We start from the raw sequence: 20,720 nt of genomic DNA on the forward strand, positions 1-20,720 counted from the left end.
AGCCATCTTCATGCAAACACCCATCAACACCTTCAAGCAGGCCCTGCAGGCCGGCAAGCCCCAGATCGGCCTCTGGGTCGGCCTGGCCGACGGCTACGCGGCCGAGATCCTGGCCGGCACCGGCTACGACTGGCTGCTGGTCGACGGCGAGCACGCGCCGAACGACGTGCGCTCGGTGCTCGCGCAGTTGCAGGGCATCTCCAGCGCATGGTCGGCGCAGCCCGAAGCCGAGCGTTCGCACCCGATCGTGCGCGTTCCGACCGGTGACACCACGCTCATCAAGCAGTACCTGGACATCGGCGCGCAGACGCTGCTGGTGCCGATGGTCGACACGGCCGAGCAGGCGGCGCGGATGGTGCAGGGCATGCGCTATCCGCCCGAAGGCATTCGCGGCATGGGCAGCGCACTGGCGCGTGCCTCGCGCTGGCAGGCCTACCCCGACTACCTGCACGAAGCCAACGCGCAGACCTGCCTGCTGGTGCAGGCCGAGACGGTGGAGGCGATGAAGAACCTCGACGCCATCGCGGCCACGCCGGGCGTGGACGGCGTGTTCATCGGGCCGGCCGACCTGTCGGCCTCGATGGGCTTCGTGGGCCAGCCCAACCACCCCGAGGTGCAGGCCGTGATCGCCGATGCCATCGCGCGCATCCTGAAGGCCGGCAAGGCGCCGGGCATCCTGTCGACCACCGAAGAGCAGGCGCGCAAGTGGCTCGCGGCCGGCGCGTTGTTCGTGGCGGTGGGCGTGGACACCATCGTGCTCGCGGCGGCGGCCAAACAACTGCTGGCGAAGTACAGGAACTCGGCGAAGACCGACGCTGTCAACGGCTACTGATCTTTTCAACCAAGGGAGTTCATCCATGCAACGCATCACCTGGGCCGCCATCGCCGCCACAGCCACCCTGTTCCTCGCGGCCTGCGCCCCCATGGGCGGGGCCACGCAAGGCGCCACCTCGCAACAGGAAGCGAATCGCCAGACCGTGCTGGCCTTCTACGAGAAGGGCCTGAACCAGAAGGACGCCGACGCGGCCCTGCAGTACGTGGGCAACCGCTACGTGCAGCACAACCCCACGGCGGCCGACGGCCCCGAGGGCTTTCGCAAGTTCGTCGCCTTCCTGCGCGAGAAGTTTCCGAAGTCGCACAGCGACATCAAGCGCAGCTTTGTCGATGGCGACTACGTGATCCTGCATGTGAACGCGGTGCGCGAGCCGGGCACGCGCGGCAGCGCCATCGTCGACATCTTCAAGCTGGAGAACGGCAAGATCGTCGAGCACTGGGATGTGGTGCAACCCGTTCCCGAGACCGCCGCCAACAAGAACGGCATGTTCTGACCGCCCGAAACCCAGCCAGCCAACGCCAGCCGAACCGATGACCACGCCAACAGATCCGACGCCCAAGCGCTTTCGCTCCGCCACCATCCGCGAAGGCACGATCCGCGCGACCACGCGCAGCTTCCTGCATGCGCTGGGGCAGGACGACGAGGACATCGCGCGTCCGCACATCGGCGTGTTCCACACCGGCGGCGAGATGAGCCCGTGCAACCTCAACCTGCGCGAGCAGGCGCAGCATGCCAAGACCGGCATCTATGCCGGTGGCGGCACGCCGCACGAGTGCCCGGTGGTGTCGATCAGCGACGGGCTGACGATGGCGCATTCGGGCATGCGCTTCTCGCTGGTCTCGCGCGAGCTGATCGCCGACAGCGTGGAAGCCTCCACGCGCGGCCACCAGTGGGACGGCATCTTCGCCATCGGCGCCTGCGACAAGAACCTGCCGGGCCTGATGATGGGCATGGTGCGCTGCAATGTGCCCAGCGTGTTCGTGCACGGCGGCTCGGCGCTGCCGGGGCAGATGCCGGGGCCGGACGGCCGCGACCTGAACGTGGTCGACACCTACGAGACCATCGGCAAGGTGCTGGCCGGCACCGCCACGCACGACGAGCTCGACGCCATGAGCCGCGCCTGCCTGCCCACGGCCGGCGCGTGCGCGGGGCAGTTCACGGCCAACACGATGGGCATGGTGTCCGAGGCGCTGGGCCTGGCGCCCATCGGCTCGAGCATGGTGCCTGCCGTGTTCAGCGAACGCGCGCCGCTGATGCGCCGCGCCGCGAAGAACCTCATGAAGGCGGTGATGGGCGACAGCCCGCTGCCGCGCGACATCGTCACGCGCAAGGCGTTGGAAAACGCCTGTGCGGTGGTGTCGGCCACGGGCGGCTCGACCAACGCCGCGCTGCACCTGCCGGCGATCGCGCACGAAGCGGGCATCAAGTTTCATCTGGACGACGTGGCCGAGGTCTTCGCGCGCACGCCGCTCATCGCCGACCTGCGCCCGGGCGGCCAGTACCTGGCGCGCGACGTGTTCTACATCGGCGGTGCGGGCGTCATCCTGCGCACGCTGCTGGAGCAGGGCTTCCTGCACGGCGATGTGCTCACCTTCACCGGCCGCACGATGGCCGAGGAACTGGCTGGCGCGCTCGCGCCCGATGGCCGCGTCGTGCGCGAGGCCGGCAACCCGATCACGCGCGACGGCGGCCTCGCGGTGCTCAAGGGCAACCTCTGCCCCGACGGCGCGCTGCTCAAGACGGCGGGCCTCAAGGGCCTGGTGTTTCGCGGCCCGGCGCGTGTCTTCAACTCGGAAGAAGAAGCGCAGACCGCCGTGCAGAACCGCCGCTACGAAGCCGGCGACGTGATCGTGATCCGCAACGAAGGCCCCAAGGGCAGCCCCGGCATGCGCGAGATGCTGGGCATCACCGCCCTGCTCTACGGCCAGGGCATGGGCGACAAGGTCGCGCTGCTGACCGACGGACGCTTCTCGGGCGCCACGCGCGGCCTGTGCATCGGCTATGCGGGGCCCGAAGCGGCCGACGGCGGGCCGATCGCGGCGCTGCGCGACGGCGACATCATCGCCATCGACGCGCGGGCCGAGGCACGTTCGATCTCGGTCGAACTGGGCGCCGAAGAAATCGCCGCGCGGCTGGCCGGTCGCGCAATCCACGCAGGCATCGCCCGAGGCGGCGTGCTCGAAAAATATGCACTCACCGTGCGCCCGGCCCACCAGGGCGCCGTGACCCATTCGGGCGCGGTCACGTGGCTGCGCGACGAGTCCTGAAGTTCTGCAGCACGACAACAAACCGGAGACAACCGACCATGCCGATTTCACGCCGCCAGCTTCTTCAGACCACGAGCGCATCCGCGCTGCTTGCCAGCATCGGCCAACAGGCCTTTGCACAAGCCCATCCGCCGCAACTGGACACCGCGCGCATCATCACGGGCTTCTCGGCCGGCGGCACGTCCGACGTGACCTGCCGGCGCGTCGCCACCAAGCTCAGCCCCGGCTACGCCACGAGCTCGGTGGTGGTCGAGAACCGCACCGGCGCGGGCGGGCAGATCGCCATCTCGTTCGTGAAGGGCCAGCCTGCCGATGGTTCGACCATGCTGCAGACGCCGACCTCGATGCTCACGATCTACCCGCACATCTACAAGAAGCTGCCGTACGACCCGGTGGCCGACCTGGCGCCGGTCTCTCTGGCCTGCGTGTTCGACTTCGGCTTCGCGGTCGGCCCGGCCGTGCCGGCCAGCGTGAAGACGGTGCCCGAGTTCCTGGCCTGGGCCAAGGCGAATCCGGCGGGCGCCAACTTCGGCTCGCCGGCCGCGGGCTCCACGCCGCACTTCATCGGCGCGCTGCTCGCCAAGAACGCTGACATCACGCTGCAGCACGTGGCTTATCGCGGCACGCAGCCGGCCATGCTCGACCTGCTGGGCGGCAGCGTGTCGGCCGTGTCCGGCCCCATCGGCGACATCACGCAGCACCTGGCCAGCGGCAAGGTGCGCATCCTCGGCACCTCGGGCACCAAGCGCAGCCGCTTCGCGCCCGACGTGCCGACGCTGGTCGAACAGGGCCTGAAAGACATGGCCTTCAGCGAATGGTTCGGCTTCTTCCTGCCCGCCAAGGCCTCGCCCGAAGTGGTGGCACGGCTGAACGCCGCCATGAAGCAGGCCATCGCATCGAAGGAAGTGGTCGACGGGCTCGCCGGCATCGGCCTGGAAGCCATGTCGTCCTCGCCCGCCGAGCTGGCCGAACTGCTCAAGAAAGACACCGCGATGTGGGCGCCGATCGTCAAGAAGATCGGCTTCACCGCAGACGCCTGACAACCCCGAAAGGAACCGCAAATGAACCCCGCCACCGCCGCGCCAGCCGCATCCTCGCTGGTCCATCCCAACCTGCATCCGGACGAGCGCGCCGCGCGCGAAGAGCTTGCGGCCTGCTACCGCGTGTTCGCGATGCTCGGCTGGGTCGAGATGATCTACAACCACATCACGGTGCGGCTGCCCGACAGCGTGACGGGTGGCGAGAAGCAGTTCCTCATCAACCCCTTCGGCCTGCACTACAGCGAGGTCACGGCCAGCAACCTCGTGAAGATCGACCTGCACGGCAATGTGCTCGACGGGTCCACGCACAAGGTGAACCCGGCCGGCTTCGTGGTGCATGCGGCCATCCATGATGGCCTGGCCGGCGCGCACTGCGTGATGCACACGCACACCACGGCCGGCGTGGCCGTGGCCTGCCTGAAAGAAGGCCTGCAGCAGACCAACTTCTACACCGCGCAGCTGCACGACATGGTGGCGTACCACGACTTCGAGGGCATCACGATCCATGCCGACGAAGGTCCGCGCCTGCTCAAGAGCATCGGCAACCGCAACGCGGTGATCCTGCGCAACCACGGCCTGCTGGCCTGGGGCCAGACACTGCCGCAGACCTTCGCGATTCTCTGGACGCTGCAGCGCGCCTGCGAGATCCAGATGGCAACCTTCTCGATGGGCGCGGCCGTGCTGCCGGTGAGCGAGGACATCGCGCGCCGCTGCACGCGCGATGCGCTGCAGTTCAGCCCCGAGCACGGCGCCGGACAGGACGTGTTCAATGCGCTGGTGCGGCAGGTGGACCGTATCGACCCGAGCTACAGAAACTGAGGCGAGCTTTTCCATGAAGATTTGTATTTACGGCGCAGGCGCCATCGGCGGCTGGATCGGCGTGGGCCTGGCGCAAGCAGGCCAGCGGCTCAATGTGGTGGCGCGCGGCGCCACGCTCGACGCGCTGCAACGCGACGGCCTCTCGCTGATGCGCGGCGACATTCGCACGCGCGTGCCGGTCAACGCGGTGGCCGACCCCGAAGCGCTCGGCGTGCAAGACCTGGTGGTGATCGCCGTGAAGGCGCCCGCGCTGGCCGGCGTGGCCGAACGCATCGGACCGCTGATCGGGCCCGACACCCTCGTGCTGGTTGCGATGAACGGCGTGCCGTGGTGGTTTCTCGAAGGCGGCTTCGGTGGCGAGATCACCGGACACCGGCTCGCGGCGGTCGACCCCGAAGGCGCGATTGCCAAGGCCATTCCGGCGCACAACGTCATCGGCTGCGTGGTGCACGCAAGCTGCTCGCTCGACGGGCCCGGCGTGGTGCGGCATCACTTCGGCAACGGGCTGATCGTGGGCGAGCCTTCGGGCGAAGCCACGCCGCGCGTGCAGAAGCTGGTCGACCTGCTCAAGAGCACCGGCATCGACACCACGCTGTCGCCGCAGATCCAGAAGGACGTGTGGTTCAAGCTGTGGGGCAACATGACGGTGAACCCGATCAGCGCGCTCACGGGCTGCACCACCGACCTGATCATGGGCGACGACCATGTGCGCGGCTTCATCTCGGCCGTGATGCTCGAAGCCAAGGAGATCGGCCGGCGCATCGGCATCGAGATCACGCAGAGCCCCGAAGACCGGCATGCGATCACGAAGAAGCTCGGCGCGTTCAAGACTTCGATGCTGCAGGACGTGGAAGCCGGACGTTCGGTGGAACTCGATGCGCTGGTGACGGTGGTGCGCGAACTCGGCGAGCTGACGGGCGTGGCCACGCCGTTCACGGATGCGCTGCTGGGGCTGGCGCGGCTGCGCACGCGGCAGCTCGGGTTGTATTGAGCGTCGGGGCTAGAGCTTGAAGAAGAAAATCTGCCTGTCGGTCACCAGGTAGATCGCGTCGTCCGCGCAGGCAATGCGCGCATTCAGCAGCGCGTCGGGCACGGCGACGACGCGCCAGCTCTTTCCCTGATCGGCCGACGTGTGCACGAAGGTCCTGAATGCGCGGGCCGCCGGAACAATCACCTTCGAATCCCAGCTCGCCGCCGTGATCCGGCGGTTCGACGCGCAAAACTCACTCGTGAAATCAGGGGTTTCCCAGATTTTCTCGACCTCGCCCGCACGCACTCTGTGAATGGACCCGTAGGCCGTGCGGCGGTTCAGGAGATAGATGCTGTTTGCATCCGACCCGATGGCGCCGACCCAGATATCTTTTGAGCTGAGGTCGATCGCGCGTTGTTCGCGTGCGGACAGCGACTCGGTCAGCAAGGCGGCCGTCGTGCCGTTTCGGCTCTTCGACGTGAACCATGCCTTGCCATCGGCAATCGCCGTGACCGAATAGTCCCGGATGCCCGGGATGTGGTCCCTCACCACCGTCCACGTGCGGCCGCCGTCGGTTGTGTGGCTGAGCGTGGTGTTGCGCACGGCCTCGTCATCCACCGGCATGCCGTCGCTGCCGGCTGTCTGTCCATGCAGGACCGTGTATTCCGTGCCGGATGCAAAGGCCAACTCGCACCCGTTCCGCTTCGCGCCGCAGCCCCCGGGCAGTGGGATGGGTTGCCAGGTCTTGCCCGCATCGCTCGATCGCATGAAATCGCTGGTACCGATATTCAGGCTGTCGGAGAGATAGGTGATCCGTTCGACGACCAGGGCGTTGCCCTGGGCGAACCTGATGGTCGGGACCTCGCTGGGCTTGAAGCTCTTGACCGTCTCGCACGCAGGCGGGGCCGCAGTCGCATCGCACTTGAGCAGGGGGTTGTCGTCGCGCAGCCCTCGAATCGACCACCGCAGGTTGACGCCGAAGTAGATGCTCCGGCCATCCACGATCGGCGTCGTGATTGAGTCGGTCGCGGCGGTATGGAAAGTAAAGGCAGGCGTTGGCAGCTTCGGGCCGGGGAGCCATTGCGCGCAATCGTCGGCCGCCTTGGCATCGCACACCACCGCCGTCTTTGCTTCAGCCGGCTTTGTGGTTCGAGGCGCCGGCAACTGACTGGTGCAGGCCAACGTCAGACACGAACTCGCCAGCAGCGAGAAGAGCAATTTCAATGAAGACATGTGGTGGGAGCGATTGGGCTGCGGGCTGGGCGATCTACCAGCGCTTCTCGGGCGTCGCCGCCAGCGTCTCGGTGCAACTGGCCACGGCCTTCGCGCGCTCCTGGCGCAGCAACTGCCAGTTGTCGGCCTTCCATTGCGTCCAGGCGATGGGCTCCGACTGGTAGAGGCAAGCGAACGGCGGGCGCATGAAGCCCGCGCGGCCGAGTTCGGCGCCGAACTTCAGGCGGAACAACTCGTCCGAGCCCGTCAGGTTCTCATAGACCAGATGCCAGGGCCCCGGATGCAGAGGCGTGTCGGCCTCCTTCTGGACTTGCCGCGCCTCTTCGATTTCTTCGGGCGTGGAGCCGTCCGTCAGCGCTGTTGCATACGCGGCTTCGGCGCGCTTGCGATAGATGTCGGAGGCGACCTTGTTCAAGGCATCTTTCAGGTCGCTCATGGCCGGATTGACGGCCAGCGGATCGTCCTTGAGGTCGTCCAGCGCCACGCCGGCCATGTCGTCCTTCGAGAAGCCCTGTGCGCCGATGGACAGTTGGCCCGTCAGCAGCGTCACCGCGACGGTCAGCGCGATTTGCCCCGCGACGGTGTTGGCCGTGTTTTCGCGCCGGATCACACGAAGCCGCTCGAACCCCGGCTTGTAGAAGCCGCGCTCGAAGCGCAGCCGGGTCTGCGGCGCTGCGGGTGCTTCGACAGGCGGAGCGGCCGATGGCTGCGAAGAAACGGGGGTGTCCGCGGCAACCGCCGCGGGTTCGGTTGCCGGGGCCGGCACCTCGGGTTCGGCGGCGTGCGCCGAGCCGGAGATGCCGATTGCTAGCGCAATGCCGCACATGAAAGCGGCCTGTGGTCGTTTTTTCAGAATCATGTGAACAGTTCTTCCTCCGGCCGGGATTGTCCTTGGCCGGAAGAGGCTGTCCTTCAGATACGCGCCTGAAAATTCAGGAGTGTGCGCGCGGCGCGACAGTCCTTTGCGGCATCGTCACCCACCACGCCGCCACCACGATCAGCAAGCCCCCGGCCCATCCCCAGGGCCCGATGCGCTCGCCGAATCCATACGCCGCGATCAGCGCGCCGAACACCGGCTCGCTGCCCATCAGCAGCGACACCCGGCTCGGGCTCGAACGCGAGGCCGCATGGTTCTGCGCGAAGAACGCGAAGACGGTGCACAGCAGCACGAGGTACGCCATGCCCCACCAGAAAGACGCCGTGGCGGGCGGCATGTGCCAGGCGCCGTTCGGCGGCGACGCGACGAGCGATATCGCCACGGCGCCGAGCGCCATCACGCCCGACTGCACGGCCGTCAGCGTGAGCGCGGGCATCGCATGCCGGCCAGCCAGGCGCCGTGTCATGCAGACCATCACGGCGCGCAGGAAGGCGGCGACCACCATGAGGCCGTCGCCCCAGCCCACGGAAATGTCGGCGGGCGATGTGGCCGACAGCATGGCCGCGCCCACCGCCGACAGGCCCGCCGCCCAGAACACGCGCCGCGCCGGCCGCTGGCCCAGCAACCACCATTCGACAAAAGGCGTGAACGCCACGCACAGGCTGATGAGAAAGGCGGCGTTGCTAGCCGTGGTGAGCGACACGCCGAAGGTCTCGCACACGAAGATCGCCAGCAGGTTCGCGCCAAGCAGGCCACCCACGGCGAGCCCCTGCCGCCATTGCGCATTGAACAGCGGCCTGAGCGCCGGCAGCAGCACGACGAAGGTCAGCCCGAAGCGCAGCGCGATGAACTCCAGCACGGGCAGTTGCTGCGTGGCCTGCTTGGCCACGGCATAGCTGCCGCCCCACACGGCGGCCACCAGCAGCAGCATGATTTCGGCCGAGCCGATGCCTGCTGCCCACTTCGCGCCCCGGTCGGCGGGCGCGGCACCGCGCAACTGCTTTGAATCCATACTGTCGGCCCGCCGTCCATGAACAAGAAAGAAGAAATTGTTCCTGGCTTCACCAGGGCCGGGTAGCCACCGGCCGGAACAGGACCCTTGCGCCGTGGGAACGAATTCATTTCTCAAAGTACTGCCGCAGATGGTGACCTTTCTGCGTGTCGCCGAACTCGGCAGCTTCTCGGCCGCGGCCGACCTGCTGGGCATGACACCATCGGCCGCGAGCCGGCAGGTCAAGCGGCTCGAAAAGGAAATCGGCGTGCAGCTGCTGCAGCGGACCACGCGCCAGTTGCGCCTGACCGAGCCCGGCGCCGAAGCCTTCGCGCGATGCCGCGAACTGGTGCTGGCGGCGCAGGGCACGATGGACATTGCGCAGCAGTTCTCGCGCAAGCCGAGCGGGCTGGTGCGCCTGAGCGCGCCCAAGGCCTTTGCGCGGCGCGTGCTGCATCCGCACCTGCTCGACTTTCTGCAGCGCTATCCAGAGGTCGATGTGCAGCTGATCGTGGAAGACCGCGACGTCGATCCGATCCGCGAAGGCGTGGACCTGGTGGTGCGGCTGACGACGGCCCCGCCCGAAGGGCTGGTGGCGCGGCAACTGATGGCGGTCGAGCACATCCTGTGCGCCACGCCGCGCTACCTGGCGCAGCACGAGGCCATCGCGCACCCGCGCGACCTGCTGGCGCACAGTTGCCTGTCGCTCGGCGAGCACGAGCGCGACAACCACTGGCGGTTCAAAAAAGAAGGCGAGGCGGACGCGGCGGTCGTGGTGCGCGGGCGCTATGTCTCCAACCACAGCGAGATCCGGCTCGAAGGCGCGCTGGCAGGCCTGGGCGTGGCCTGCGTGCCGGACTTCATGGCGCGCGAGGCGCTGGACGAAGGCCGCGTGGCGCGGGTGCTGGCCGACTGGGAGTTCCAGGGCAACTATCACGGGCACGCATGGATTCTTTATCCGCCGAACCGCTTCACGGTGCCCAAGTGCAGGGTGCTGATCGATCACCTGCTCGGCGCATTGGCCGACGGGCGCGGCACGCAGCTCAGTGCTTCTTCAGCAAGACCCGCACGGCCTCGGGCAAGGAGTTGACCTGCGGCATGAAGTGATCGAGCAGCGCGCCGAGGATCACCGCGCTGACGACGGCGCCCAGCAGCGGCTTCCACGTCAGCCGCACCGCGGCCATGAGCCAGCCTTCGCGCGCCACGCGCACTGCTGCACGCGCCGACACGTACGAGAACGCGATCTCCACGGCCACGGCCAGCAGGGCGTCCCAACTGAAGTAGAGCAGCACGAGCGAGCCGGCGCCGAACAGCACCGCCACGCAGAGCAGGAAGACCGCGACCACGGGCACGACGATGATCGCGCCCTCGTCGGCGCCGCCCGCGATGTCGAGCGCACCGCTGGCCACGTCGGAGAGCACACCGCCGTCGCCACCTCCGACGCATTCCGCGCCGCCGCTGCCACCACCATCGAGTGAAACGTCGAGCACATCGATGCCGCTGCCCGGATCGACATCGAATCCGGCCCGGTCATGCACGAGCCGGCTGGCCCACCAGCGCAGCACCAGCAGGTAGCCCAGATACCCCACGCCCAGCGTGAGGAAGTAACGCACCGCCAGCGAGTCCACATGGAACAGGTGCATCTGCAGCGCCGACACGCCCCACATCAGCAACAGCGTGAAGCTGCCGATCAGGATGCCGTGCGTGCGCAGGCTGTGGTTGCGGTGCAGGTCGCGTTCGACCTGCGTTTCCCAAAGGCGCACGGAGCGCCAGTTGGAAAGAACCTTCATCGATCGTTGGCAGGGACCTGGGCCGCGAAGGGCACGCGTGGCGCCACGGCGCACATGAGTTCGTAGCCGACGGTGCCAGCGGCCTGTGCAACCTCGTCGATGGACAGCAGCGCGCCTGTCTTGGGAGAGCGGCCCCACAGCGTGACCTCGGTGCCGAACTTCGCATCGGGAATGTTCGTGAGGTCGACGGTGATCATGTCCATGCTCACGCGCCCGACCATGCGGGTGCGCACGCCGTTCACCAGCACGGGCGTGCCGGTGGTGCAGTGGCGCGGATAGCCGTCGGCATAGCCGACCGCGGCCACGCCGATGGTGAGCGGCCCTTCGGCCGTGAAGTTGGAGCCGTAGCCGATGGTGTCGCCGGCCTTGAGCGTCTGCACGCCGATGAGCTGCGTCGACAGCGTCATCGTGGGCTGCAGTTGCCAGTGCGCCGCGTCGTTCACCGGAAAGTCGGGCGCGCTGCCGTACAGCACGATGCCGGGGCGCACCCAGTCGCCGCGCGTCAGGTCAGCATGGCGCAGGGTGGCGGCGCTGTTGGCAATGGAGCGTTCGCCCGGCATGTCGCGCGTGGCGCGCTCGAACACCTCCATCTGGTGGCTGATGCCGCGCGTGCCGTCGGCGTCGCTGAAATGGGTCATCAGCGAGATTTCGTCGACCTGCGTGAGCGCGTTCAGGCGCGTCCAGGCGGAGCCGAAGCGCTCGGGCGTGAAGCCCAGGCGGTTCATGCCGGAGTTCATCTTCAGGAATACGCGCTGCGGCTTGAGGGTCTTGTGGGCCGCGAGCATGTCGATCTGCTCGTCGCAGTGCACGGTGTGCCACAGGTCCAGGCGCGAGCACAGCTCCAGGTCGCGCGCGTCGAACACGCCTTCGAGCAGCAGCACCGGGCCGCGCCAGCCCAGGGCGCGCACGCGCTCGGCCTCGGCCAGATCGATCAGCGCAAAGCCGTCGGCGCCGCGCAGGCCCTCGTAAACCCGCTCGATGCCATGGCCGTAGGCATTGGCCTTGACCACGGCCCAGACACGGGCATCGAGGGCCGATTCGCGGACCCGGCCGAGGTTGTGACGGAGTGCTTCTGTGTGGACAGTGGCGAGAATAGGGCGCGGCATGGAGAACTCTGGCGAGGTTCGGGGAAAATGCAGACCACGTTTTAGCACCTTCGGGAATGGGGACGAATACCGTGGGGATGCCTAATTGGGCGTCGTACCCCCATGCTATAACCGCCCATTCGCTCCCAACGCGACACTTTTTCACTACCGCCAGCAGACCTCTCTGGCCAGCCAGCCCATCGATGAAGCGCGGTTTTTACACGATCATGTCGGCCCAGTTCTTTTCGTCGCTGGCCGACCAAGCGCTTTTCGTTGTTGCCGTCGACCTCATGCGAAGTTCGGGCGCGCCCGAATGGCAACGCGCGGCCCTGGTGCCGATCTTCGCGGTCTTCTACGTGGTGCTCGCGCCGCTGGTGGGCGCGTTCGCGGATGCGCTGCCCAAGGGCAAGGTGATGTTCATCAGCAACGCGATCAAGGTGGTCGGCTGCCTGATGATGCTGTTCGGCTCCCACCCCCTGCTGTCGTATTCGATCGTGGGCCTGGGCGCGGCGGCCTACTCGCCGGCCAAGTACGGCATCCTGACCGAGCTGCTGCCGGCCTCTCAGCTGGTGAAGGCCAATGGCTGGATCGAGGGCCTGACGATCGCCTCGATCCTGCTGGGCATCGTGCTCGGCGGCGCGCTGGTCGGCCACACGGTCTCCAGCAAGCTGCTGTCCTTCGACTTCCCGTTCATCGACACCGGCATCGATTCGCCGGCCGAAGCGGCCATTGCGGTGCTGATCGTCGTCTACGCGCTGGCGGCCTGGTTCAACACGCGCATCCCGCACACCGGCGTTGAAATGCGTCCGCTGCGCGCCAACCCGCAGCACAGCATGGCGCGCAACATCGCCGCGCTGCTGCCCGACTTCTGGCACTGCAATTCCCGCCTGTGGCGCGACCGCCTCGGCCAGATCTCGCTGGCCACCACCACGCTGTTCTGGGGCGCGGGCGGCAACCTCAAGTACATCGTGCTGGCCTGGGCCTCGCTGGCCCTGGGCTACAACACGACCCAGGCCTCGGCGCTGACCGGCGTGGTGACCATCGGCACGGCCGTGGGCGCGATCGTGGCCTCGATGTACATGCGGCTGGACATGGCGACCCGCGTGATCCCGATGGGCATCGCAATGGGGCTGATGGTGATTGCCATGAACTTCATCGGCAACGTCTGGCTGGCGGTGCCCTTCCTGATCATCCTGGGCGGCCTGGGTGGCTTCCTGGTGGTGCCGATGAATGCGCTGCTGCAGCATCGCGGCCACAACCTGATGGGCGCGGGCCGCTCCATCGCGGTGCAGAACTTCAACGAGCAGACCTGCGTTCTTCTGCTGGGCGCCTTCTACAGCGTGTGCACGGGGCTGGGCCTGTCGGCCTACGGCGCCATCAGCGCCTTCGGCCTCGTGGTGGCGGGCTGCATGTGGCTCATCAAGCGCTGGCACGAGAACAACCTGAAGAAGTACCCCGAAGAGGTCGAACACCTCCTGGCCATCGCCCGCAGCGACAAGCATCACTGATCTCGCGCGATCGCGTTGGTGAACCGGCCGGCGCGCCGGGCGCGCCCTCCTTTCCAACGCCACCATGCCCGCGCTCGCCCTCACCTTCAATGCCTTCGTGTGGGGCATTTCCTGGCTTCCGTTTCGCCATCTCGCAAGCCTCGGGCTGCACCCGTTGTGGGCCACCGGGCTGGTCTACCTCACCATCGCCACGGTGATGGGCCTCGTGCGCCGCCATGCCTGGAAGGGCTTTGCGGCGTTCCCGATGCTGGGGGCGCTGAGCCTTGCCGCCGGTTTCACCAACGTGGGATTCAACTGGGCCGTGACGCAGGGCGACGTGGTGCGCGTGGTGCTGCTGTTCTATCTGATGCCGCTGTGGAGCATGCTCCTGTCCTGGCTGCTGCTGCGCGAACGGCCCACGGGTGGCGCGCTGATGCGGGTGGCCCTGGCGTTGGCCGGGGTGACGGTGGTGCTCAAGGCGCCGGGCGTCGACTGGCCCGTGCCGTCGAGCCTGCCTGATTGGCTCGGCGTGGCGGCGGGCTTCACTTTCGCGCTGACGAACATCACGCTGCGCCATCTGCGGCAGGCTCCCGGGGAATCGCGCGCGCTGGCGATGTTCTGCGGCTGCGCCGTGGTGGGCAGCGTCGCGGCGCTCATCGGCACGGCCGCCGGCGGCATTGCCTCGCCGATGCTCGCATCGCCGGGCTGGTTCGGCTGGACCGTGCTGTTGGGCGTGGGCTTCATCGTCGCCAACGTGTGCCTGCAGTACGGCGCGCCGAAGCTGGCGACCAGCACAAGCTCGGTGATCATGCTGTCGGAGGTGCTGTTCGCCAGTGTGTCGTCGGTGGCGCTGGGTGCGGCCACGATGGACCCGCGCATCCTCACGGGCGGCGCGCTGATCATTCTGGGCGCCTTGTGGTCGGCGTTTGCACGAACGCCGCCACCGCGCGATGATCGCGCCTCTGTGTCCACCTGAGGAACATCTCCATGACGAGCGTCTACGACTTCGAGGCCAACCAGATCGACGGCAAGCCGGTGAAGCTCTCGGCCTACAAGGGCAAGGTGCTGCTGATCGTCAATACCGCCAGCAAATGCGGCTTCACGCCGCAGTTCGCGGGGCTGGAGGCGCTGCACGAGAAGTACGCGGACCAGGGGCTGACGGTGCTGGGTTTCCCGTCGAACCAGTTCGGCTCGCAGGACCCGGGCACGAACGAAGAGATCGGCGCTTTCTGCACGAAGAACTACGGCGTGAGTTTTCCGATGATGGAAAAAATCGACGTGAATGGCAGCGACGCGGCACCGCTGTACCAGTGGCTGACGAAAGAGAAGCCGGGGTTGCTGGGTCTGACTGCCATCAAATGGAACTTCACGAAGTTCCTGATCGGGCGCGACGGCACGGTGCTCAAGCGCTATGCGCCGCTGGACACGCCGGCATCGCTTACGCGCGATGTCGAGGCGGCTCTTGCTGCTGGCTGAGCGTTCTTTCGCCCTAGCTCTGGCCTGCGGGGGTTTGCGCGGCATGAATGCGGGGTCATTCAGGGCTCGTGCGAATGACACCAGGAGCTCCCCTCCGCGAATGTCCCCCGCTTCGCTCCTCCTTTATTTCGCTGCGGGGAGCACCTGGTGCCATTCGCACAGGGACACGCTGCTGGTGTACCGCTGATCAACAACTGCTCTGTCCAGCGCTCGCGCCGATACGGGGCTCTTTTTCGCGAAATAAAGGAGGAGCGAAGCGGGGGACATTCGCGAAAAAGAGCACCGTGTCGGCGTGAGTGTCGCCCTGAACAGCAGCGACCCAAAACGTGAACGTCCCGTCAAAACCGGAAGCTGGCAGTCTTGGAACCACCGCCGACAGTCACAGTCTGGCTTTTCATCTCACCGCCAGGCGCGGTCACATCGATGGTGTAGCGGCCCGCCGGCAAATCGATCAGGCAAACCGGCCCGTTGGCGATCAAGGCCAGCGCCGCGGCCGTGTTGGCGTCGCCGCCCTTGATCGCGACACCGACGTTCGCCATGTAGGCGCCATCCGCGCGCGAGAACAACAGCGCGAGCGGATGGTCCTTCATGGCGGCGCGCATGGCCTTCGACTCGTCCGAGCCGATGCCGCCGCACACATAGCGCACCGAGCCCGCGCCCTGCCACGCCGGCATGGCGGACTGGGCCTGCGCATGCGCCGCCAAGGCGCCGGTTGCACAGGCGCACGCCAGAAGCAGGTTGCGCAGACGGACGGGAATGAAGAATGCGTGGGCATGGGACATGGCACGGGCTCCTTGCTGGTTCGGTGCACCCATGATGCGCCGCGAACGCATTTCGCGCGAGTCGGACCACAGCCCCCCGCGCTGTGCGATCAAGCCCTACCCGGCGCCCCCAGCGCCGCATCGAGCAGCTCCACCCAATGGCGCACCGGCGTGTCTCCACTGCCGCTTTGCAGGTGCGTGATGCAGCCGATGTTGGCCGATGCGATGGTGGTGGGCTGCAGTTGCTTCAGATGGCCGAGCTTGCGGTCGCGCAGCGGAGATGCCAGCTCGGGCTGCAGCACAGAGTACGTACCGGCCGAGCCGCAGCACAGGTGCGATTCGTTCATGGCCACGCGCACGTCGAATCCCAGTGCGCGCAGGTGCGTCTCGACGCCGCCGCGCAGCTTCTGGCCGTGCTGCAGCGTGCAGGGTGGGTGGTAGGCCACCACGCCTTCGGGCGCGCGCACGCGGGCCTTCAATGCGGGGACGAGGTCGGGCAGCAGCTCGCTCAGGTCACGCGTGAGTTCGCTGATGCGCGCGGCCTTCGCGGCATAGGCCGGGTCGTGCTGCAGGATGTGGCCGTACTCGCGCACGGTGACGCCGCAGCCCGAGGCGTTCATCACGATGGCCTCGACTTCGTTGCGCTCGACCTGCGGCCACCACGCATCGATGTTGGCGCGCATCTGCACCTTGCCGCCCTCCTGGTCGTTGAGGTGGAACTTCACGGCGCCGCAGCAGCCGGCTTCCTTCGCGATCACCACCTGGATGCCGGCCGCGTCGAGCACGCGCGCGGTGGCGCTGTTGATGTTCGGCATCATCGACGGCTGCACGCAGCCTGCGAGCATCAGCACCTTGCGCGCATGGGTGGCGGTGGGCCACGCGCCGGCCTCCTGCTTCTCGGGCACCTTGGCCTTGAGCGCTTCGGGCAGCAAGCCGCGCACCGACTGGCCGAGCTTCATCGCAGGGCCGAAGAGCGGCGATGGCAGGCCTTCCTTCAACAGCCAACGCTGCGCCGATTCCATCGCGGGGCGCGGCACTTTTTCGTCGACGATCTTGCGGCCGATGTCGACGAGGTTGCCGTACTGCACGCCGCTCGGGCAGGTGCTTTCGCAGTTGCGGCAGGTGAGGCAACGGTCGAGGTGCAGCTGCGTGCTGCGCGTGGGCGTCTTGCCTTCGAGCACCTGCTTGATGAGGTAGATGCGGCCGCGCGGACCGTCCAGTTCGTCACCGAGCAGTTGGTACGTGGGGCAGGTGGCGGTGCAGAAGCCGCAGTGCACGCACTTGCGCAAGATGGCTTCGGCTTCGCGGCCTTCGTCGGTGTCGCGAAATTCGGGGGCGAGTTCGGTTTGCATCGCGGGTGTCGTTTCTTTTTTATTTATTTATTCGGCTGCGAACAACCGGCCGCGATTGAAGAGGCGGTGCGGATCGAACTCGTGCACCAGCGCACGGTGAATGCGTGCCACCGGCGCGCTCAACGCATCGAAGCGCGAGATACCGTTGTGCGCGTCGGCACCGGCAGGCAGCCTGAACAACGTGGCGTGGCCGCCCGCCGCGCGTGCGATCTCGCGGATGCGCGTGGCCTGTTCGGGCGGCGCCTTGTACCAGCGCTGGCCGCCATGCCATTCGATCAAAGGCACAGCGCCATCAATTGCGAGCACCGGCGCAGTCTGCGGCACCGACAGGCGCCAGAGCGCATCCGGTCCTTCGGCGGTCGCGAACCACGGCAACTGCTGGTCGCGCAGCGATTGCCAATCGGCGGCGGCGCGTGCGTTGTCCTTGCGCTCACCGCCAAGGTGCGCGCAGGCCGCGTCCACGGCGGCCACCGCGCCGCGCAGTCGCAGGTAGAGCGCGCCGGCACCGGCGTACTCGAACCAGCAGCTCGCATTCAATGGCAACGGCCTGCCGCCCCATTCGTTGAGCAGCCGCAGCGCATCGGCCTGGCCGCAAGCAAATTCAAGCGTGGCTTCGGCCGGCGCCACGGGCAGCACCTTGAGGCTGACCTCGGCGATCACGCCCAGCGTGCCGAGCGAGCCGGCGAGCACGCGCGAGACGTCATAGCCCGCCACGTTCTTCATCACCTGGCCGCCGAAGCTCAGGACGTCGCCGCGTCCGTTGACGAGCGTGGCGCCCAGCACGTAGTCGCGCACCGCGCCCGCGCTGGCGCGCGCGGGGCCGCTGAGGCCGGCAGCGACCATGCCGCCCACGGTGGTGACGCCACTGGTGCCGAAGTGCGGTGGCTCGAAGGGCAGGCACTGCCCTTGTTCGGCGAGCACTGCTTCGAGTTCGGCGAGCGGCGTGCCGGCGCGCACGGTGACGACCAGCTCGCTGGGCTCATAGCTCGTGATGCCGGTGAGCCCGGTGGTGCTCAGCATTTCGCCTTGCGGCGCTTCGCCGTGAAAGTCCTTGGTGCCACCGCCGCGAATGCACAGCGGCGTGGCGTCGGAGGCCGCGGCGCGGATGCGCTCGACGATCTGGTGGAGGGCTTGATCCATGACCGGGTGCATCCTCAGAAACGCGGCAGGTCGGCATGCGGCAGTCTGCCGCCACGCACCACCTGCTTGCCGTATTCGGCGCAACGCTGCAGCGTCGGAATGACTTTGCCGGGGTTCAGCAAGCCGGCAGGATCGAAGGCGCGCTTGACGCCGAACATCTGCTCATTCTCGGTGGCGGTGAACTGCACGCACATGCTGTTGAGCTTCTCAACGCCCACGCCATGCTCGCCCGACACGGTGCCGCCCATCGCGACGCTGGTCTCAAGAATGTCGGCGCCGAACAGCTCGCAGCGGTGCAGCTCGTCGGGGTCGTTGGCATCGAACAGCACCAGCGGATGCAGGTTGCCGTCGCCCGCATGGAACACATTACAGCAGCGCAGGTTGTACTTCTTCTCCATCTCCTGGATCGCCAGGAGGATGTCGGCCAGCCGCTTGCGGGGAATGGTGGAGTCCAGGCACATGTAGTCGGGGCTGATGCGGCCCGATGCCGGAAAGGCGTTCTTGCGGCCGCTCCAGAATTTCATGCGCTCGTCTTCGCTGGTGCTCACCGCGATGGCGGTGGCGCCGCAGCCGCGCAGCACGGCGGTCATGCGGCCGATTTCTTCCTCGACCTCTTCGGGCGTGCCGTCGGATTCGCACAGAAGAATGGCGGCGGCATCGAGGTCGTAGCCGGCGTGCACGAAGTCTTCGACGGCGGCGGTCATGGGCTTGTCCATCATCTCCAGCCCCGCCGGGATGATACCGGCCGCGATCACCGCGGCCACCGCGTCGCCGGCTTTGCGCACGTCGTCGAAGCTGGCCATGATGCAGCGCGCCAGTTGCGGCTTGGGCACCAGCTTGACGGTGACCTCGGTGGTCACGGCCAGCATGCCTTCGCTGCCGATGACCAGCGCGAGCAGGTCGAGCCCCGGTGCATCGAGCGCCTCGCCGCCGAACTCGATGGGCTCGCCCTCGGCGGTGAAGCCGCGCACACGCAGCACGTTGTGCAGCGTCAGACCGTACTTCAGGCAATGCACGCCGCCCGAGTTCTCGGCCACGTTGCCGCCGATGGTGCAGGCGATCTGGCTCGACGGATCGGGTGCGTAGTAGAGGTTGAAGGGCGATGCCGCCTCGCTGATGGCGAGATTGCGCACGCCGCACTGCACGACGGCCGTGCGGCTCACCGGATCGATCTTCAGGATGCGGTTGAATTTGGCAAGCGACATCGTCACGCCCATCGTGTGCGGCATCGCGCCACCTGACAGGCCGGTGCCGGCGCCGCGCGCCACCACAGGCACACCGAGCTGATGGCAGGTCTTGAGCACGGCTGCCACCTGCGCCTCGGTTTCGGGCAGCGCCACCACCAGCGGGCGCGCGCGGTAGGCGGTGAGGCCGTCGCACTCGTAGGGCGTGGTGTCTTCCTCGTGCCAGATCAGCGCGTGGGCCGGCAGATGCGCCTGCAGCGCGCGAACGACCTGGGACTGGCGCTCTGCTTTCTGCAGCGATTCGTGGGACGTGGGGGTGAGCGGCGCGTTCATGCGGCAGGCCTCTTCCTTCTCTCTTGTTTTCTTCTGGCGAAATGTCTCGTGGATGCCCGCACTCTACGGAAATGCGGCGCCTTCGGGTTGAAGGTTTTTTGCGGGGCGCTTGAGAGAACTTTGCCGCCCTCCCCGATCGCAGCTCAACGAAGGCTCTGTTCCAGCCAGTCGGCAAAGGCGGCACATTCCCAACGTTCGAGCGTGCCGGGTTGCCAGCAGATGTAGTGCCGATGCGGTGATGGCACGGCCTGCTCCGACAGCGCCACCAGCCGCCCCGACTCGAACCATGCAGCGCCCATCTTCTGCCGCACCAGCGCCACGCCGAAACCGCTGGCGGCCGCGTCGTACACGAGCCCCAGGTCGTTGAATTGCGAGCCGATGTTCGGCTCGGGCTGGTCGAGCCCGCAGCTTGAGAACCAGGTGCCCCAAGGCTCGAGCGGGCTGCGGATCAGCCGCGCGCTGGCGATCTCGGTGGCCGTGCGAAACCCGGTGAACGGGCCGAACTCGTTGAGATAACTCGGGCTGCAGGCGGGCACGACCTGTTCTTCGAGCAGGAGGCGGTGCTCGCAGTCAGCATACGCGCCGGGGCCGTAGCGCACTTCGAGATCGGCCTGTTCGGCGGTGACGTCGAGCAAGGGAATCGATACCTGCAGAACGAGTTCGATGTCGGGGTAGATGTTGCGGAACAGCTCCAGCCGGGGCATGAGGAACTGGCGGCTGAAGGTGGGCGTGACGGCGATGCGCAGGCGCGTGGCGCGCTGCACGGCACTGCTGCCGAGCGGCGTGGCCTGCAGTGCCGCAAGGCCTGTGCGAACGTTCGCAAGGTAGGCCGCGCCGTCGGCCGTGAGACTGAAATCGCTGCGGCCGAAGAGCTTGAAGCCGACATGCGATTCGAGCTGACGGATGCGGTGGCTCACCGCGCTGGGCGTCACGCACAGCTCGTCGGCCGCGCGGCCTGCATGGCGCAACCGGGCCACGGCCTCGAAGGTCAACAGGCACTGGATCGGCGGGATGTGCTGCAGGGCCATGGTGTTCTTGCTCTATCGCGTGTCTTGCTGCGTTGCTTGTGTTCTGGTTCGG

The 20,720-nt window shown here is 67.2% G+C and carries 20 protein-coding genes; 10 read left to right on the forward strand and 10 right to left on the reverse strand.

Annotated elements, in window-relative coordinates; genetic code table 11:
* Window positions 1–10: 10 nt before the first annotated feature.
* Genes hpaI through ACSFB7_RS11015 form a run of 6 tightly spaced genes read left to right on the forward strand, consistent with a single transcriptional unit; the run spans window position 11 to window position 5,952 of the window.
* Window positions 11–832: a 4-hydroxy-2-oxoheptanedioate aldolase gene (gene hpaI / locus ACSFB7_RS10990; protein WP_435469880.1), complete on the forward strand. Its 822-nt coding sequence runs from the start codon at window positions 11–13 to the stop codon at window positions 830–832.
* Window positions 833–857: 25 nt separating this feature from the next.
* The gene (locus tag ACSFB7_RS10995; protein WP_435469882.1) at window positions 858–1,328 is read left to right on the forward strand and encodes a nuclear transport factor 2 family protein; all 471 of its coding nucleotides are present in this window, start codon (window positions 858–860) and stop codon (window positions 1,326–1,328) included.
* A gap of 37 nt (window positions 1,329–1,365) precedes the next feature.
* Window positions 1,366–3,102, forward strand: a complete 1,737-nt coding sequence (gene ilvD, locus ACSFB7_RS11000) for a dihydroxy-acid dehydratase (protein ID WP_435469884.1) — start codon at window positions 1,366–1,368, stop codon at window positions 3,100–3,102.
* Window positions 3,103–3,140: 38 nt separating this feature from the next.
* On the forward strand, window positions 3,141–4,142 hold the full coding sequence (locus ACSFB7_RS11005) for a Bug family tripartite tricarboxylate transporter substrate binding protein (RefSeq protein WP_435469886.1): 1,002 nt from the start codon (window positions 3,141–3,143) through the stop codon (window positions 4,140–4,142).
* A gap of 21 nt (window positions 4,143–4,163) precedes the next feature.
* Window positions 4,164–4,961 carry a class II aldolase/adducin family protein gene (locus ACSFB7_RS11010; protein WP_435469888.1) on the forward strand — a complete coding sequence of 266 codons (798 nt, stop codon included), beginning with the start codon at window positions 4,164–4,166 and terminating at the stop codon, window positions 4,959–4,961.
* A 13-nt stretch (window positions 4,962–4,974) separates the two neighbouring features.
* Complete coding sequence (locus ACSFB7_RS11015) at window positions 4,975–5,952, forward strand: 2-dehydropantoate 2-reductase (protein WP_435469890.1); 978 nt, start codon at window positions 4,975–4,977, stop codon at window positions 5,950–5,952.
* Between the two features lie 9 nt (window positions 5,953–5,961).
* On the opposite strand, the gene ACSFB7_RS11020 is transcribed toward ACSFB7_RS11015, so the two are convergent.
* The 3 genes from ACSFB7_RS11020 to ACSFB7_RS11030 form a co-directional block, all read right to left on the reverse strand.
* Entirely contained in the window at window positions 5,962–7,164 is a 1,203-nt protein-coding gene (locus ACSFB7_RS11020) for a beta propeller repeat protein (protein WP_435469892.1), read from the reverse strand.
* A gap of 34 nt (window positions 7,165–7,198) precedes the next feature.
* Window positions 7,199–8,023 carry a hypothetical protein gene (locus tag ACSFB7_RS11025; RefSeq protein WP_435469894.1) on the reverse strand — a complete coding sequence of 275 codons (825 nt, stop codon included), beginning with the start codon at window positions 8,021–8,023 and terminating at the stop codon, window positions 7,199–7,201.
* A gap of 73 nt (window positions 8,024–8,096) precedes the next feature.
* The gene (locus ACSFB7_RS11030; RefSeq protein WP_435469896.1) at window positions 8,097–9,053 is read right to left on the reverse strand and encodes a DMT family transporter; all 957 of its coding nucleotides are present in this window, start codon (window positions 9,051–9,053) and stop codon (window positions 8,097–8,099) included.
* Between the two features lie 94 nt (window positions 9,054–9,147).
* On the opposite strand from ACSFB7_RS11030, the gene ACSFB7_RS11035 reads away from it, so the two are divergent.
* Complete coding sequence (locus ACSFB7_RS11035) at window positions 9,148–10,122, forward strand: LysR family transcriptional regulator (protein ID WP_435469897.1); 975 nt, start codon at window positions 9,148–9,150, stop codon at window positions 10,120–10,122.
* On the opposite strand, the gene ACSFB7_RS11040 is transcribed toward ACSFB7_RS11035, so the two are convergent.
* Both ACSFB7_RS11040 and alr read right to left on the reverse strand, forming a co-directional pair.
* Window positions 10,076–10,822 (reverse strand): hypothetical protein, encoded by a 747-nt coding sequence (locus ACSFB7_RS11040; RefSeq protein ID WP_435469899.1) that lies wholly within the window; start codon window positions 10,820–10,822, stop codon window positions 10,076–10,078. The two genes, ACSFB7_RS11035 and ACSFB7_RS11040, sit on opposite strands and share 47 nt — an antisense overlap.
* Window positions 10,819–11,928 carry an alanine racemase gene (gene alr / locus ACSFB7_RS11045; RefSeq protein WP_435469901.1) on the reverse strand — a complete coding sequence of 370 codons (1,110 nt, stop codon included), beginning with the start codon at window positions 11,926–11,928 and terminating at the stop codon, window positions 10,819–10,821. Before alr ends, ACSFB7_RS11040 begins: the two co-directional genes overlap by 4 nt.
* A gap of 182 nt (window positions 11,929–12,110) precedes the next feature.
* Between alr and lplT the strand changes: the two genes are divergently transcribed.
* The 3 genes from lplT (at window position 12,111) to ACSFB7_RS11060 (ending at window position 14,870) form a co-directional block, all read left to right on the forward strand.
* Window positions 12,111–13,415 carry a lysophospholipid transporter LplT gene (lplT, locus tag ACSFB7_RS11050; protein WP_435469903.1) on the forward strand — a complete coding sequence of 435 codons (1,305 nt, stop codon included), beginning with the start codon at window positions 12,111–12,113 and terminating at the stop codon, window positions 13,413–13,415.
* 64 nt (window positions 13,416–13,479) lie between these two features.
* Window positions 13,480–14,370 (forward strand): DMT family transporter, encoded by an 891-nt coding sequence (locus tag ACSFB7_RS11055; protein ID WP_435469905.1) that lies wholly within the window; start codon window positions 13,480–13,482, stop codon window positions 14,368–14,370.
* Window positions 14,371–14,381: 11 nt separating this feature from the next.
* Window positions 14,382–14,870, forward strand: coding sequence for a glutathione peroxidase (locus tag ACSFB7_RS11060; RefSeq protein ID WP_435469907.1), 489 nt, complete (start codon window positions 14,382–14,384; stop codon window positions 14,868–14,870).
* Between the two features lie 338 nt (window positions 14,871–15,208).
* On the opposite strand, the gene ACSFB7_RS11065 is transcribed toward ACSFB7_RS11060, so the two are convergent.
* The 5 genes from ACSFB7_RS11065 to ACSFB7_RS11085 all read right to left on the reverse strand — a co-directional run bounded on the left by ACSFB7_RS11065 (window position 15,209) and on the right by ACSFB7_RS11085 (window position 20,668).
* On the reverse strand, window positions 15,209–15,652 hold the full coding sequence (locus ACSFB7_RS11065; protein ID WP_435469909.1) for a peptidase associated/transthyretin-like domain-containing protein: 444 nt from the start codon (window positions 15,650–15,652) through the stop codon (window positions 15,209–15,211).
* Between the two features lie 89 nt (window positions 15,653–15,741).
* Window positions 15,742–16,983, reverse strand: coding sequence for a glycolate oxidase subunit GlcF (gene glcF, locus ACSFB7_RS11070; RefSeq protein ID WP_435469911.1), 1,242 nt, complete (start codon window positions 16,981–16,983; stop codon window positions 15,742–15,744).
* A 27-nt stretch (window positions 16,984–17,010) separates the two neighbouring features.
* On the reverse strand, window positions 17,011–18,123 hold the full coding sequence (gene glcE / locus ACSFB7_RS11075) for a glycolate oxidase subunit GlcE (RefSeq protein ID WP_435469913.1): 1,113 nt from the start codon (window positions 18,121–18,123) through the stop codon (window positions 17,011–17,013).
* 14 nt (window positions 18,124–18,137) lie between these two features.
* A complete protein-coding gene (locus ACSFB7_RS11080) occupies window positions 18,138–19,640 on the reverse strand; it encodes an FAD-linked oxidase C-terminal domain-containing protein (protein ID WP_435469915.1) in 1,503 nt (500 codons plus the stop codon).
* A 143-nt stretch (window positions 19,641–19,783) separates the two neighbouring features.
* Window positions 19,784–20,668, reverse strand: coding sequence for a LysR substrate-binding domain-containing protein (locus ACSFB7_RS11085; RefSeq protein WP_435469917.1), 885 nt, complete (start codon window positions 20,666–20,668; stop codon window positions 19,784–19,786).
* Window positions 20,669–20,720: the final 52 nt, after the last annotated feature.

The sequence above is a fragment of the Variovorax raffinosi genome, from assembly GCF_051216615.1.
In the GTDB taxonomy this organism is placed as follows: domain Bacteria; phylum Pseudomonadota; class Gammaproteobacteria; order Burkholderiales; family Burkholderiaceae_C; genus Variovorax.

Bases quoted from the DNA above. Each gene is read 5' to 3' on its own strand.
- ACSFB7_RS11055 (WP_435469905.1), top strand. From the start codon at position 13,480: ATGCCCGCGCTCGCCCTCACCTTCAATGCCTTCGTGTGGGGCATTTCC.
- glcE (WP_435469913.1), bottom strand. From the start codon at position 18,123: ATGGATCAAGCCCTCCACCAGATCGTCGAGCGCATCCGCGCCGCGGCC.
- ACSFB7_RS11085 (WP_435469917.1), bottom strand. From the start codon at position 20,668: ATGGCCCTGCAGCACATCCCGCCGATCCAGTGCCTGTTGACCTTCGAG.
- ACSFB7_RS11020 (WP_435469892.1), bottom strand. From the start codon at position 7,164: ATGTCTTCATTGAAATTGCTCTTCTCGCTGCTGGCGAGTTCGTGTCTG.
- ACSFB7_RS11015 (WP_435469890.1), top strand. From the start codon at position 4,975: ATGAAGATTTGTATTTACGGCGCAGGCGCCATCGGCGGCTGGATCGGC.
- ACSFB7_RS11060 (WP_435469907.1), top strand. From the start codon at position 14,382: ATGACGAGCGTCTACGACTTCGAGGCCAACCAGATCGACGGCAAGCCG.
- ilvD (WP_435469884.1), top strand. From the start codon at position 1,366: ATGACCACGCCAACAGATCCGACGCCCAAGCGCTTTCGCTCCGCCACC.
- ACSFB7_RS11025 (WP_435469894.1), bottom strand. From the start codon at position 8,023: ATGATTCTGAAAAAACGACCACAGGCCGCTTTCATGTGCGGCATTGCG.
- lplT (WP_435469903.1), top strand. From the start codon at position 12,111: ATGAAGCGCGGTTTTTACACGATCATGTCGGCCCAGTTCTTTTCGTCG.
- ACSFB7_RS10995 (WP_435469882.1), top strand. From the start codon at position 858: ATGCAACGCATCACCTGGGCCGCCATCGCCGCCACAGCCACCCTGTTC.
- ACSFB7_RS11080 (WP_435469915.1), bottom strand. From the start codon at position 19,640: ATGAACGCGCCGCTCACCCCCACGTCCCACGAATCGCTGCAGAAAGCA.
- ACSFB7_RS11065 (WP_435469909.1), bottom strand. From the start codon at position 15,652: ATGTCCCATGCCCACGCATTCTTCATTCCCGTCCGTCTGCGCAACCTG.
- glcF (WP_435469911.1), bottom strand. From the start codon at position 16,983: ATGCAAACCGAACTCGCCCCCGAATTTCGCGACACCGACGAAGGCCGC.
- hpaI (WP_435469880.1), top strand. From the start codon at position 11: ATGCAAACACCCATCAACACCTTCAAGCAGGCCCTGCAGGCCGGCAAG.
- alr (WP_435469901.1), bottom strand. From the start codon at position 11,928: ATGCCGCGCCCTATTCTCGCCACTGTCCACACAGAAGCACTCCGTCAC.
- ACSFB7_RS11010 (WP_435469888.1), top strand. From the start codon at position 4,164: ATGAACCCCGCCACCGCCGCGCCAGCCGCATCCTCGCTGGTCCATCCC.
- ACSFB7_RS11040 (WP_435469899.1), bottom strand. From the start codon at position 10,822: ATGAAGGTTCTTTCCAACTGGCGCTCCGTGCGCCTTTGGGAAACGCAG.
- ACSFB7_RS11005 (WP_435469886.1), top strand. From the start codon at position 3,141: ATGCCGATTTCACGCCGCCAGCTTCTTCAGACCACGAGCGCATCCGCG.
- ACSFB7_RS11030 (WP_435469896.1), bottom strand. From the start codon at position 9,053: ATGGATTCAAAGCAGTTGCGCGGTGCCGCGCCCGCCGACCGGGGCGCG.